This window comes from Flavobacterium sp. 316 (assembly GCF_000967805.1).
Classification (GTDB): Bacteria; Bacteroidota; Bacteroidia; order Flavobacteriales; family Flavobacteriaceae; genus Flavobacterium; species Flavobacterium sediminilitoris.
Genome location: NZ_JYGZ01000002.1, coordinates 177,713 through 192,676 on the forward strand (window position 1 = coordinate 177,713; position 14,964 = coordinate 192,676).

The following is a 14,964-nucleotide window of genomic DNA, read 5'->3' on the forward strand; positions in this document are numbered from 1 at the left end:
CTATAATTTACTTTGTAAACTTTCCCAGCCGCCACCATTAATACAATCAATGCCATGTTTTTTTAAAATGGAAGTGGCTTGACCGCTTCGCATTCCAGATTTACAACAAGCAATAATTGGTTTGTTCCATTCTTTAATCTCGGTTATATGATCATGTAAAACTTGTAGTGCAATATTTTTAGAGCCTTCAATATGTCCGTCAACAAACTCTTCAGTTGTTCTTACATCTAAAATAATGGCATCTTTTGCAATAAATTCTTTTATCTCATTTGATGAGTTTCCTAATCCTAATATATCTAAAATTCCCATAATTAACTATTTAATGCAACAAATATAAATGGTATATGTAAACATATTTGTAACAATAGTTACTTTAAGCTGTTGCTGATTCTAAAAAAAGTTCTAAACCATTATCAATTAAATGACCTATTTCGGGTCTATTTTGTTTCACAATAGCTAAATGATTCACTACTTTATTTAAGAAATCAATATTGTTTTCTTTTTTGGCTAATTCGGCAATTTCTACGCTTAATAACCAGTCATTTTTATGATTTCTAGCTACTATTTCAAATATGTTTTCAATAGTTTTTGTAGCATTTTTACCTTCTCTTAAATCTCTTACGTTTTTATATAGATTTTCTAATTCTTGTCTTTCAACTGATGATTTAGATTTTATAGTAGTAGAAGAAGGAACGTGTGTAATCATGTCAAAGCTATTTACATCTGCTGGCCCACTAAAAGCAGAAATTACTTCTTTTCCTATAGCCATATCATAAATACCCCATTCTGGTTCAAATAAAATAGTTCCGTTATGAGAAACAGTACAGTTTTTTAATTTTATTAATAAAATTTCACCACGTAAATTGCGTGTACCTGTAATAATTTCACCCGAAACTACAATGTTTCCTTCAAACTCTAAAATTACTTTCTCTGTTTCGTAGATATCATAAGCTCTTAAATCTCTAGGACTCATATCCTCAATAGCTAGGTTAATACCTTTTAGCATCCCTATTGGGCTACCAAAACCTTCTGTATGATATTCAGTTCCATGACCCACTAACTCTTTTTCTCTATATGAAAGTGCTGTGTTCCCTGTAGTTTGTACATAAACAGGTTTACCTTCATGTTCAATTACATTTGAAAACACACCTGAAATTTGTAACCCTGTGCTTAATTCTACTGTTCCAATAGAATTTGAATCGATTAATTTTTTAATTCCCGATAATCCACCAGTGCGTACTGCCATTTTATTTGCAAATTCTTCTAAAACCAAATTCAAATGTGAAAAACTAGGTGTTACATATAATTGTGGTTGTGGTTTTGTAATATCAAAACTTTGATCTGCGGCTGAAATATCGTAAGGAATCTTTTTTACATTATCTGTCATACACCATGCGCTTTCTCCAATAGAAGAAAGTAAGCCTGCACCATATATTTTAGGATTATCAACTGTTCCTATTAAACCATATTCAACAGTCCACCAATGTAAGTTACGAATACGAGCCATTTCTGATAATGGTCCTATATTGTTTTGTAAATAATCTACTCGGTTTTCTGCTGCTTTTATATCGGCTTCAGGAGTTCCTTCTGCTTCCTTTAAAATAGAAAGTAATCGAACTGCTTCATACATTTCATAATCATGTGAAGATGAAATAGCTTTAGAACCTATTTCGCCAAAGCGTCGTAAGTATTCTGCATATTCTGGATTAGCAATAATAGGAGCATGTCCGGCACCTTCATGAATAATATCTGGAGCAGGAGTATATTCTATGTGTTCGAGTTGACGAATATCGGAAGCAATTACTAATACATTATACGCTTGAAATTCCATAAAGGCATTCGGAGGAATAAAACCATCAACAGCTACAGCAGCCCAACCTATTTCTTTTAAAATACGGTTCATGCCATACATGTTTGGAATGTTTTCTATTTCCAAACCTGTTTTTTGTAAACCTTCTAAATACGATTCATGTGCTACTTTTGAAAGATATTCCACATTTTTACGCATCACATAACGCCACACCGCTTGATTAATAGGTGTATAATCCTTATAATCTTGTGGTTTTATAAATTGTTTTAAATGTTTAGGCAGTTTGTCTATTAAAGGGTTGCTTTCAAAATGGGTTTCCATATTTTACATGAATTATTTGATTGTAAAATTACGAAATTTTAGCTTGATTTTTTCTAATGAAAACGAACATTTTTGTTAAATATGTGATAATTGATTGAGATTTTAAAAATTAGGGATTCTTAATGTGATTCTGGCTTAAGAACTGTTTTTTTATTTCTTTAAAAATTTCTGTTGATATAAATTACCATCTTTAGTTTGTATTATTAAAACATACATTCCAGTTGGAATAGTAGCAATATTTATTTCTTTTTTGTTCAAATCAATTGTTCCAGTGATTACTTTTTGACCTATTGTATTTATTATTTCATATGAGGATCCTTCGGTTATATTTCCAGACCAATTTAAATGATTTTCAGTGGGATTTGGGTAAATGGAAATGGCATTATTTTCAAAATTTGGAATAGATAAATTAATACAATCAATAATCAATACCGGATTTGCAGTGGAAACAGTTGAGCCATTTCCTAACCAGCCTAGGGTATTAAATCCCCAGCCCCATAGGGTGTTGTCTTCTTTAATTGCAAAAGAAATTGAATATCCTGCGGCAATACTTTTCCAATCCGTATCAGTGCCTACCTGAACAGGAGAAAAATTATTTGGGATTAATAGTTGCCCTTCTATCCAGCCATAGGAACCCCAATGCCATAAAGTGCCATCTGTTTTTATTCCTAACGAATGATAATTACCAGCTGCAATATCTTTCCATTGACTATTTCCTATTTGTGTAGGTATTGGACGATTTGTAATGGTTCCATCTCCTAATCTGCCATTTTCATTATTTCCCCAAGCCCAAAGAGAACCATTACTTTTTAAGGCTAAAGTATGCTGTGAACGTGCTCCAGATACTTTAACCCAATCAGAATCTGAACCTACTTGGGTAAATTCATTAATAAAACCTTGCATTGTAGTTCCAACAGAACCATAGGAATTGTTGCCTTTTCCCCACAAAGTGCCATCGTTTTTGATACCAAATGTTCTAAAATAACCAGCATAGATTTTATCCCAATCGGTATCTGTACTGATTTGAACGGGTGTTGTAAATGTAGCTGGATAAATAGAAAAATCAAGTAGTTCATTAGCTTGATTATTTCCCCATCCCCAAAGGGTTCCGTCATCTTTTAAGGCTATTGAATGTAAATTTCCTGCTGAAATAGCCGTCCAATTGTTTTCATTTCCTAGTTGTGTTGGTGCGTTACTGGTAGTGTTAGTGCCATTACCTAATTGACCTAAATCATTATTACCCCAAGTCCATATTGTGCCATTATTTTTTAATCCAGCGGAATGTAAACGTCCATAAGTCAGTATATTCCAATCAGATTGTGTGCTAAATAGAATGGGGCTATCTTCACTTGTTACAGTGCCAATACCTAATTGACCGTAATCATTTTTTCCCCAATTATAAATAGTTCCATCTGAAAGTACTACAGATACGGTATCGTCTGAACAAGTAATGCTTTCTACACAGTTTTGAGCAGTAAGAGCATAAGAAAACAAAAGAAAGACAAAAAGTGATTTTTGGGACATAGTGTGTTTTTTGATTAAGCAAGATACAGTAAATGTAAAAAATATATTTTTTTAAAAGGACTATAATTAGTATATGCTTGAAATGAATTAGAATTCGATTTTGGAAGAGAAATAAAAAATCAAAACATATCAAAAAATAAAATAGTAAAAATGATGGTTGTAGTCACACCTTTAAGATGTTTTAAATTCATGAACTCTTATGAAAAATAATCGAAGTAAAGACTTTTATAACCTTTTTTAGAGCATAGTGATACGGATATAGTTGTAAAAAGTACATTTTCTCCAGTAATATTAAAATCGTTTTTTTGGTAGTATTTTATATGATCTTTAGGGGATTTTTATTGACTATTTTTTTGTTCATGAGATAAAATATTTTTCTGTGTGAATTAATTTGTTTTAGTACTTCATCACTTAGTTGATTGTAATCAATAATTAGTTCTTGTGTTGGAATAGAGGGAAATGTTAGAAAAGTAATAGGGGCAAAATTTTACACATACAAAAGTCTTTTTCTTACAAAATCAAATTCTATCCTAATTGTAAATGAATTATTAGTTTTGTAGATTAATTCAAATTATTCCATAATGAGTTTTGAGTCATCATTATTATCTAATTTTACAGAATGACAAAATGTGTTTGTAATAATACTATGAAGATTTAGATTATACAATTAGAGCAATTGATGAAGTTGCAGATGAATTATAATATTTTAAAAGCCTCAAAATGAGGCTTTTTTTAATTACATTTTTTACAAAACTCATTTTTAATTGTAATATTCCGTAATAGGTTTTTATTTTCTTTTTGCCAATTGCACCAAGCATTTTTGTTTAATTGATATGCTTTTTTTAGAATATACTCTAATTCTGATTTATTTTTATCATCGTCAATAACAGGATAAGTTTGTGCTAATAAAAGAGCTTCTTCTTTAGTAAAAGTTGGCTTTTTCATTTCTGCTTTTAATAATGTTATTGTTCTATGATAGTTGCTCCAATGATTTAGAAATAACCCAAAATTTACCCTGTCTTTAGTTGATTTGATATTGTTTTTAAAACTATTATACACTTTGGTAAAATAATAATTAATTCCATTGTAATCATTAGTATGATTAGAATAATATAAAGCAACATAGTTGTAATTCGCAGTTAAATCTAAATTAGGCTGAAACAATGAAAAGTTGTTTTCTAATGTTTTAGGCTTAGTTACATTGGCTAATTTAGTAGTTGAAACATCCCAAGTATGAAGTAGATTTTCATTGGTAACACAGTATAAATTCAATAAATTTAGTTGAGTATCTTTATTAAAAGAGTCGAATTGAGTTAACCAATGTTTTAAGAATCGTACGGTTTTAAAGCGATCATATTGATAATTTTTGATAAGTGCAGCACATGCATTTTGAACTAATTTTTGGTTAGTCATTAATTCATTAAATACAATTTCATCAAATATTGCATAGCAAAAATCAACATCATAAAGTTTTGCAAGAGCTAAGTTTGCTCTATTATAATCTTTTTTAAGAATACCTGTGCGTAAATTAATTTCATAAAGAAATTGAAGATATAATTTGTTATTAGGATTATTTGTTGTTATTTCTCCATAATAATTAGCTATGAGTTTTGAAACACGTTGTTTGTCTAAATAATCATTCCAAGTTGTCTTATTTGCATTGATGTAGCTTCTAATTTCTTCTTTCGATTTTGTTGCTAATTCGCCTAAGTTCTCCATTTCAAGTTGAATGTAGCAAGTCTCCCAATTTTCTTCAGCAATTATTTTTGAAGGTTTAATAGTTATATCTAAATTTTCTTTGCCATAATTTTCTATTGCAATAGCTCTTTCTTGATGTAATTTTTTATTCAATTCTTCTTTTCCTTCTATAGAACTATAACTATAAATTTGGGTAGAATGAATAGCTTCATTTATAAATGTAAAAGGCTCTTCAATCTTTTCTTCCGAATATTCAATTTCAGAAAATAAGATTGAGTCTTTATTTGCAACTACTTTATTAAAATTCTCGGAAATTAAAGTATCAAATTGAATAACGATTTCATCATCTGAAATTTTATCAATGTTAAAATATTCATCAGTGTTTTTAAATTTTTCAACAATTTCATTTCGCTCAAAAGCAAAAGAATGTTCTTCAGTTCTAATAATTCCTTTATTGCTTAGAGTTGTATTTTTAGGAATTTCTACTATTGGATTTATAGGGAATAGAGATATAGATTTTGATTTAATATCATGAGGAACAATATATTCACAAGCACAATTTGTGAAAATAAAAATAATGTTTAATGTAACGTTTTTTTCTTTTAAATGTTCAGGTACTTTACCTACTTTAGTGATTATTTTGTGTTTGTTTTCAGCGGTGTTGTTAGCTAGCAACTCGTCTCTATAAATAGGTTTTGAAAGTACTCCATCATAAATTGGTGATATGTCAAAATTGTTTTTTGAACCACATTGTAATTGACTTTCTTCAACAAAATCAATTGCTATAGCATCACTAGGGTTTTTAAAAATTTCTTTAAAAGTTTTAATGTCATGGTAATAAAGTATTACATCATCTCCTTCAATTTGAAGACCATTGCTTATGTGTATTTTATCATTTAAATCAACATTCTTACAATAAATACTTTTTTCAGATAGTCCAAAAGCGTTGTTTGATAATTGATTTGGAATTACAACACCTTTTGCTCCAAATACATTGGTAGCATATAAACGTCTGGTTTTTTTATCGAATGAAAAAGCAATACCTGCTAATTCATAATTTGAATTAATTATGTTTTTATAATGTGGAGGCGATTTTTTCCATTGTATAAAGACTTTCTTTGCTAAAGCAAGAATATCTGTTTTAGAATAGTGTTTTACATCTATAGTAGTATAAAGTACATTTTCTCCAAATACATTAAAATCATTTCCTTGATAATATTTTATACGGTCTTTCGGGAATTTTTTGTCAATAACCTTTTGTTCATGAGATAATATATTTTTCTCATTCATATAAATACTATGATCTTGAGCGGCTTTGAATAATATTGCATCTTCCTTTAATTCGTCTAGTTTTAATATTTTTCTGTGCGAATTAATTTGTTTCAAGACTTCATCACTTAGCTGATTATAATCAATAATTAGTTCTTGTGCTGAAATAGAGGGAAATGTTAGAAAAAGTAATAGGGACAAAATTTTACACATATAAAAGTCTTTTTCTTACAAAATCAAATTCCATGCCAATTGTTAATGAATTGTTAAGATGAGATTTAACTTAACTTAACTTAACTGAAAAATGCTTTTATTTTCTTTTTGTCTCCAACAACCCAAATAATGTCATTTTTACTTAAAATTAGACTCGATTCAGGATTTAATATTCGTCGACCATTATGTTCAACTCCTACAATCATTCCGTTTGTTTTTTCTCGTAAATTCGATTCACGAATAGTTTTACCAATAAACCATTGATCTCTTAATTCATATTGTTGTAATACTATTTCTGATTCAAGAAGTGTTTCTGTATTTAGCTTGTGTTGCTCTAAATAATCAGCAAATTGTTTTACTTGCTCGTCTGTTCCGATTATACTAATCTCATCATTCGGATATAATTTTTCTTCTTTGGAAGGAATATATATATGTAAGCCACCACGTTTTATAAATGCAATATTTACGCCTATATTTTCTCTAATTTTAACTTCTTCTAGTGTTTTTCCTGCTAAATCTGATTCGGCACAAATAGTAAAATTTGCCATGTGACCATCCCAAGGTGATAAATTATTTCGATTTAAATTTTTAGTTGTTACTTCTCTTTGATTAAAATTGGTTATAAATCGATCTTCAATTTTATGATATAATCGATTGATGTTTTTTGGAAAAATCATCATAATTACAATTGAAAAAACAAAGGCTAACAGTGCAATTTCAGGTGAGAAGAAATTGTTTAACATTAATCCAATGAAAAATAAGGCAATGGCAATTCGAATGAAAATTAAAACAATAACAGGGCCGTAATATTTTCTGTTTTTTAATAATTCTTGAACTTCAGCTTTGGCTACTCTTTTTAAAGATAGCGCCCATAAGAAAGGAGCTAAAACTAATAAGGTTAAAAAAGCTGCGATTATATGTCCATACAAAATATCATCTAATAGCGGTAACAAAAAGTTTTTAGACATTAGAATAATAGCAAAAAGAATAACAGAGTATAAGATAACTTGAAATAAGTATTCTTTGATAACAATTTTCCAAGTGCTTACTGTTTTTATAGCTTGTGAATTGGCACTGTATAATTCAATTTTTTTAACCCATTTCTTAGGTAATTTTTTCTCAACAAAAGCGGCTGTTGGAGAAGCATATTTTATCATAAATGGAGTTGTAAAAGCAGTTACAGCTGAAACAGCAACAACAATGGGATACAAAAAATCGCTTGTAACTTTTAAGGAAGTTCCAAGTGTTGCTATAATAAAAGAAAATTCACCTATTTGAGACAAACTCATTCCTGTTTGTATGGATTCTTTAAGCGGTTGACCTGAAATAAGAGTTCCAATGGTAGAACTTATTGATTGTCCAAAAATAGTAACGAATGTTAGTATCATAACAGGAAAAGCATATTCAACCAAGGTATCAGGATTGATTAACATTCCAACGGATACAAAGAAAACCGCACCAAATAGATCTTTTACGGGTTTTACTAAATGTTCAATATGTTCAGCTTCATTAGTTTCTGCAATAATAGATCCCATAATGAAAGCGCCTAATGCTGGAGAGAAACCAACTTCAGAGGCAAAAATTACCATTAACAGACAAAGTGCTAATGAGATAATTAATAACATTTCATCAGAAAGTAAATGTTTTAATTTTTTTAATAATGTTGGGATGAAAAAAATACCAGATATAAACCAAATCGATAAAAAGAAGAATAGTTTTAATAAAGATTTAACCAATTCGCTTCCTGAAAATTGTTGACTTACTGCAACAGTAGAGAGCAAAACCATCATTAAAATGGCAACAATATCTTGCACAATCAGAGCTCCAATAACATTTCCTGCAAATTTTTGCGATTTTACGCCTAGTTCATCAAATGCTTTTAGAATAATAGTAGTGGAAGAAATGGAAAGAATGACACCTAAGAATATACAGTTCATATTGTCCCAGCCCATAAATCGTCCTGCATAATAGCCTAAAACAATCATGGCAAAAATTTGTGTTAATGCAGTAATGGATGCTGTTCCTCCAACTTTTAGTAGCTTTTTAAAACTAAATTCTAAACCTAAACTAAACAATAAAAAAATGATTCCTATTTCTGCCCAAACTTCAATACTGTTAATGTCTTTTACTGTTGGAAAAAAATTAAAATTAGCACTTGCTAAAAATCCAGCAACTAAGTATCCTAAAACTAAAGGTTGTTTTAATTTACGGAAAATTAATACAGAAATTGCTGCTGTGACAAGGATTAAACCTAAATCATTGATTAAGTCTGGTAAATGAACTGCTGTGCTTGCAACTAACGAAAATGGCATTATTTTAACTTTTTTTAAAAGTACTAAATTGGAAGAATCATTACAATCCTTTTTGTAAAAATTAACAGTTTATAGCGTAAAAAAAATCCATTAGTGAATGCTAATGGATTTTATATTTTACAAAAGAATAAGTTTTATTATTTGATGCTATTATATGCCCAAATAATTACTTGGTGTAATTTGTTTCAATTCAGTTTTAATGTCATCAGAAACATTTAAAGTTTCAATAAAAGCACGAATCGATTCTTTATTAATAACTGTGTTTGTTCTAGTTAATTCTTTTAAAGCTTCATAAGGATTTGGGTAACCTTCACGTCTTAAAATAGTTTGAATTGCTTCAGCAACAACTGCCCAATTTTTCTCTAGTTCTTCAGTAAATTTAGCTTCGTTTAATAATAACTTGTTTAATCCTTTCAATGTGGCTTCAAAGGCAATGATAGTATGACCAAAAGGAACACCAACATTACGAAGAACTGTACTATCTGTTAAATCACGTTGTAAACGAGAAATAGGTAATTTAGCTGATAGATGTTCAAAAATAGCATTGGCAATGCCTAAATTTCCTTCACTGTTTTCAAAATCAATAGGATTTACTTTATGTGGCATTGCTGATGAACCAATTTCTCCAGCTTTTATTTTTTGTTTGAAATAATCCATAGAAACATACGTCCAAATATCTCTATCTAAATCAATTATTATTGTATTGATTCTTTTTAAAGCATCAAAAAAAGCAGCGAAATGATCATAATGCTCAATTTGCGTTGTTGGGAAAGAATGATGTAATCCTAGAATATCTTCAACAAATTTGGTCCCAAATTGTTTCCAATCATTGTTTGGATAAGCTACTTTATGTGCATTGTAATTTCCTGTTGCACCACCAAATTTAGCTGCAAAAGGAACATTAAATAATAAACGCATTTGTTCTTCTAAACGTTCTACAAAAACTAAAATTTCTTTTCCTAAACGAGTAGGAGAAGCAGGTTGTCCGTGTGTACGTGCAAGCATTGGAATGTCCATCCATTCAATACTTAAATCCTTTAATTTTTGAATAACAGCAATTAAAGAAGGCATATATACGTTTTCAAAAGCTTCTTTTGTAGAAAGTGGAATAGCTGTATTATTAATATCTTGAGAAGTTAATCCGAAATGAATAAATTCTTTATATTTTTCTAATCCTAAAGCATCAAATTTACTTTTAATAAAGTATTCAACTGCTTTTACATCATGATTAGTTGTTTTTTCAGTTTCTTTAATCCACAATGCATCTTCAGTAGAAAAATCAGTGTACATTTTTCTTAAAGCAGGAAATATAGTTATATCAACACCAGAAAGTTGTGGTAAAGGTAATTCACATAATACAATAAAGTATTCTACTTCAATTAAAACGCGATACTTTATCAATGCTTCTTCTGAAAAGTAAGGAGCTAAATTCTGGGTTTTGTTTCTATATCGTCCATCAATAGGAGAAATAGCATTTAGTTCTGATAATTGTAACATGATGTTGTTGTGTTGTTGTTTACTCTGAGTTTGTTTCAGAATGGAATTAAAAAATTAAATTCAAATTTTAAAGTTGCAAATATAAGTAGAAGTTTAGAAAGTTTAAAAGTAATGATTGTCTAAAAAGTTATATTATATTTTTATAGAGTGCTTTGGCTATCTAATTATTATGGTTTGTTTATGTGAAGAATAAAAAATAGCCTCAAAATAGTATTTAAATTTTGAGGCATATTCATTCTTACATATTTTAATTTTTTAAACTTTTCCTAAAGTATAAAGTTGTTCAAGTGTAGGACTGACACTTCCGCCAGCTGGTTCTAAAGTAATTCCAAAAGCTTCAGCATCTTCAGCTTTTTCTACTTTGAAAACCTTTGAATTACTAGCTGTAAAGTTGTCTAATAAACCAATACTTTGAGGTGTTAATGGATCTAGCTTTAATCCCCAAACCTGATATACTTTTCCTTCAGGAGGTATTGGTAAACCAGCAGCATCAATATATACTTCTTTAGTTTCTTTGTTGTAATATGCCTTCGCAAAAGCATTTGGTGCTACTTCTTGTCCTGCAAGTGCTACTTGTATGTTATTATTATCTCTTACAATAGCTAATATTTTTTCAGCATCTTGTTTTTGAAACTCTAATTCTACGATAGATTCTTGCATTTTGCTTTTATCTACAGATAAACTTTCGATAATAGTATTAGATTGATTCAATTTGTATAATTGAATACCAAAACCTAATACAAATACTGCGGCAGCAATCCAACCCATATATTGTGCATAATTTTTTCTAGGTTGTAATTGTATTACTCTATTTTTTTCTAAAAGTTGATTTCTTATTTTCTCATAATTAGTTGCGGAAAGGTGAGGAGCAACACTATGAGATAAATTAATAACAACATTTTCTATGGCCTTAATTTCTTCTTGAATATCAATATGATTTTTTGCCATTTCTAGAACTTTGTTGTTTTCTTGCTCAGTAAGTGTGCCAAAAACATACAATTCTAAAATTCCAGATTCTATGTATTCTCTACTATTCATTGATAATCGTTCTTAATTCATTCATACAATTTCTATTATTTGTTTTTACTGTACCTAAAGGTATTTCAAGTTCTTCCGATGCTTCTTGCTGTGTATATCCTTGAAAAAACAATAATTCAATGATTTGAATACATTTAGGTTTTAATTTTTTGATAAATTCTTTTATGCCAATTGCATCAATTCTATTTAATGCTTTTGAATTGTCTTCAAGCATATATACGAAATTATCTGCGGAAAGGTTTTTTTGACTGTTATTATATCCTTTTGATCGTAATTTATCAATACTTGTATTTCTAGCAATATTTAGCATCCAAGTATATAAACGACCTTTAGTTTCATTATAGGAGTCTATATTATTCCAAATTTTAACAAAGACTTCTTGAAGTACGTCCTCAGATTCTTCTTTGTTTTTAATTAGGTTGTAAATAACACCATATAAACTCCTAGAATAGTTGTCATATAATAATGTAAACGAATAATTATCCTTTTTAAGGAGTTCCTTAACTAATAGTTCTTGTTCCATATGTTTGTAAAGTTACCACTAATGTACTAAAAAAAAATATTTTTTCAATTTTTTAAAACCAAACGTTAAAAGTTCTCGTAACTGTAGTTATAAATCATTAAAAATCATTAAAATGAAAAATTCAAAATTATACTTAGGACTTTCACTACTAGGCTTAGTCGGTTCTATTTTAATTGCAGCCGATCATATAGATGCACCAGCAGTTCAAGGTGGAAATGCAGATATAACAGATTTTTATTCTTTTCAAGGAGCTAATACAAATAATTTAGTTTTTGTAGCGAATGTAAAAGGATTATTAAGTCCAACAATGAGTGCTTCATCATCATTTGATGAAAATGTATTAGTTGAATTTAATATTGATAATAATGGAGATAATGTTGAAGACTTAGTTATTCAAGCAATTCCAAGAAATGGAAAAATGTACTTTTTTGGACCAGTGGTACCAGGAACAGCAGGTACTTCAAGTACAATTAAAACGTCAAGTCCTCTTGGAAGTGTTGCTATTACTCCTTACGGATCAACTGCGATAACCTCATTGCAGTCTGGAATTAATTTATTTGCAGGTTTAAGAGATGATCCTTTTTTCTTTGATTTTGGACAATATTCAGAGATAATTGCAGGTAATGCTTCTAGTTTTAATGCTACTGGTACGGATACATTTGCAGGAACAAATGTAATGTCTATAGTTGTTGAACTTCCTAAAACAATGCTAGGAGGAACTGGAAGATTGAATACTTGGGTAGAAACAAAAAGAAAATAATAATAACCTCTAAAAAACGAATATAATTATGAAATCAATTCAATATAAAACTTTATTTGCATCTTTAATAGTGGCTTTGTTAGTCGTAGGGTGCAACAATGACGATGATTCATACAATAACGAATCAATAGATTTTAGTGGAACATATACACAACAAGATCAAATGGGTAGACCTGCTATTAATACTGTTTTTGTTAGTTCAACTAGCAAGGATAATTTTAATGTTACTACACCATCTACAATGGGAGCTTCATTTCAATCAGCTTTTCAATCAAAATTACTAGCATTAAATTCAGGATATACAACAAATGCATTAGGACTTGATGCAGCTACTTTTACAACAGTTTTGGCAACAGATGTTTTAAACGTTTCTACAACAGGGACAACTACTTTTTTTGATGGAAACCCAGCAAATACCTTGTCGGGAAGAGCACTTGCAGATGATGTTATTGATGTTGAATTATTGTTAATTTTTGGAGGTCCAAATGGAACAGATAATTCAGGATTAACTTCAGATAATGTAAATGCAAATGATAAAACGTTTTTAGCTTCTTTTCCATATTTAGCTTCACCTTGGTAGAAACTGATTAACCAAACCTAATAAGGAGTGTCTATTGATGCTCCTTATTCTCAAATAAGACGAACTAAATACTAAAATTATGAAAAATACCACAATTAAAGCAACTTCAATAATGTTGATTTTTTTCTTATTCTTGAGTTGTAATTCAGATGAAAAAATTAAAGTAACAAATAAGGAAGATTATCAAGCTTTTCTTATTGTGAAAGAAAATGAAAAAGAAAATAATATAAAAAGAGAAATTGATTTTTGGCAAACAAAATACAATGCAGCACCAAATCAATATACTTATTTAATTTCGTTAGCAAGTTTATATTCTCAATTATTTGAAATAAAAGGAAATATTCAAGATTTATATCGTGCAGAAAAACTTTTATTAGATTGTAATAATAGAGTTAGAGGAGAAAAAGCGAGTATTCATAGATCTATAGCCAAAAATTATATTTCTCAACATCAATTTAAAGAGGCATTAGAGTATTTAAAAAAAGCATATATATTAGGTGAAAATAGACTATCTACAGAGAAGATGCTATTTGATGTTTATATGGAATTAGGAAATTATACTGAAGCTGAGAAAAAGTTAGATGTTATTCAAGATACTAAAGATTTCGATTATTTAATTCGTTTAGCAAAATGGAATGATCATAAAGGAGATTTAGATACAGCTATTAAAATAATGGAACAAGCTAAAAAAATAGCTGAAGAAACTAAGAAAGAAGATCTTAAATTATGGATATATTCAAATATAGCAGATTTTTATGGCCATGCTGGGCGTATTAAAGAATCATATGATTATTATTTAAAAACACTACAAATAGACAATCAAAATGCTTATGCATTAAAAGGAATTGCTTGGATTGTTTTTTCTTATGAAAGAGATACTAAATCAGCAATCGAAATTATCGATCATATTACAGCAAAGCATACTGTTCCTGATTTGTATCTTTTAAGAGCAGAAATGAATGAATTTGCAACAAATTATACAGAACAAAAATTAGATATTGAAGAATACTTTAAGTTGTTAAATAATCATAATTATGGGGATATGTATAATAAATATAATGCATTATTATATTCTGAAGTTTTAGATAATTCTGAAAAAGCAATTGAAATTGCTAAAAAAGAGATTCAAAATAGACCAACACCAGAATCATATGACTTATTAGCTTGGGCTTATTACCAAAATGGAGATTTTGATGAAGCATTGAAGATAGTTAAAAAGCACACTATGAATAAATCTCAGGAACCGCTGATTTTGTTTCACAATGAAATGATTTTAAAAGCTAATGATATGCTAACGAAAGAAAATTCGAATAAAGAAGAATTATTATCTAGTATATATGAATTAGGTCCAAATTTGGAAATTTTAATAATGAGAATATAATATGAAATCGTAAATAAGAAATCTCTTAAGCACATCGA

Annotated in this window: 11 protein-coding genes; 3 read left to right on the forward strand and 8 right to left on the reverse strand. The window is 29.1% G+C overall.

The window, feature by feature from the left end; translation table 11 throughout:
* The 8 genes from SY27_RS04505 to SY27_RS04540 all read right to left on the reverse strand — a co-directional run bounded on the left by SY27_RS04505 (position 1) and on the right by SY27_RS04540 (position 12,205).
* Positions 1–309, reverse strand: a complete 309-nt coding sequence (locus SY27_RS04505) for a rhodanese-like domain-containing protein (RefSeq protein ID WP_045967637.1) — start codon at positions 307–309, stop codon at positions 1–3.
* Between the two features lie 64 nt (positions 310–373).
* On the reverse strand, positions 374–2,131 hold the full coding sequence (locus tag SY27_RS04510) for an aromatic amino acid hydroxylase (protein WP_045967640.1): 1,758 nt from the start codon (positions 2,129–2,131) through the stop codon (positions 374–376).
* 150 nt (positions 2,132–2,281) lie between these two features.
* Positions 2,282–3,655, reverse strand: coding sequence for a T9SS type A sorting domain-containing protein (locus SY27_RS04515; protein WP_045967641.1), 1,374 nt, complete (start codon positions 3,653–3,655; stop codon positions 2,282–2,284).
* Between the two features lie 732 nt (positions 3,656–4,387).
* Positions 4,388–6,835, reverse strand: coding sequence for a CAP domain-containing protein (locus tag SY27_RS04520; protein ID WP_045967643.1), 2,448 nt, complete (start codon positions 6,833–6,835; stop codon positions 4,388–4,390).
* Positions 6,836–6,915: 80 nt separating this feature from the next.
* On the reverse strand, positions 6,916–9,147 hold the full coding sequence (locus SY27_RS04525; RefSeq protein WP_045967645.1) for a cation:proton antiporter: 2,232 nt from the start codon (positions 9,145–9,147) through the stop codon (positions 6,916–6,918).
* Positions 9,148–9,297: 150 nt separating this feature from the next.
* Complete coding sequence (gene purB / locus SY27_RS04530) at positions 9,298–10,644, reverse strand: adenylosuccinate lyase (protein WP_045967647.1); 1,347 nt, start codon at positions 10,642–10,644, stop codon at positions 9,298–9,300.
* Positions 10,645–10,899: 255 nt separating this feature from the next.
* The gene (locus SY27_RS04535; RefSeq protein ID WP_045967649.1) at positions 10,900–11,682 is read right to left on the reverse strand and encodes an anti-sigma factor domain-containing protein; all 783 of its coding nucleotides are present in this window, start codon (positions 11,680–11,682) and stop codon (positions 10,900–10,902) included.
* Complete coding sequence (locus tag SY27_RS04540) at positions 11,675–12,205, reverse strand: RNA polymerase sigma factor (RefSeq protein WP_045967650.1); 531 nt, start codon at positions 12,203–12,205, stop codon at positions 11,675–11,677. The genes SY27_RS04535 and SY27_RS04540 overlap by 8 nt, the downstream gene beginning before the upstream one ends.
* A gap of 112 nt (positions 12,206–12,317) precedes the next feature.
* Between SY27_RS04540 and SY27_RS04545 the strand changes: the two genes are divergently transcribed.
* From SY27_RS04545 to SY27_RS04555, 3 genes are all read left to right on the forward strand, one after another.
* Positions 12,318–12,965, forward strand: a complete 648-nt coding sequence (locus SY27_RS04545) for a DUF4331 family protein (protein ID WP_045967651.1) — start codon at positions 12,318–12,320, stop codon at positions 12,963–12,965.
* 28 nt (positions 12,966–12,993) lie between these two features.
* Positions 12,994–13,545 carry a DUF4331 family protein gene (locus tag SY27_RS04550; RefSeq protein ID WP_045967652.1) on the forward strand — a complete coding sequence of 184 codons (552 nt, stop codon included), beginning with the start codon at positions 12,994–12,996 and terminating at the stop codon, positions 13,543–13,545.
* A 79-nt stretch (positions 13,546–13,624) separates the two neighbouring features.
* Positions 13,625–14,926 (forward strand): tetratricopeptide repeat protein, encoded by a 1,302-nt coding sequence (locus SY27_RS04555; RefSeq protein ID WP_052705136.1) that lies wholly within the window; start codon positions 13,625–13,627, stop codon positions 14,924–14,926.
* Positions 14,927–14,964: the final 38 nt, after the last annotated feature.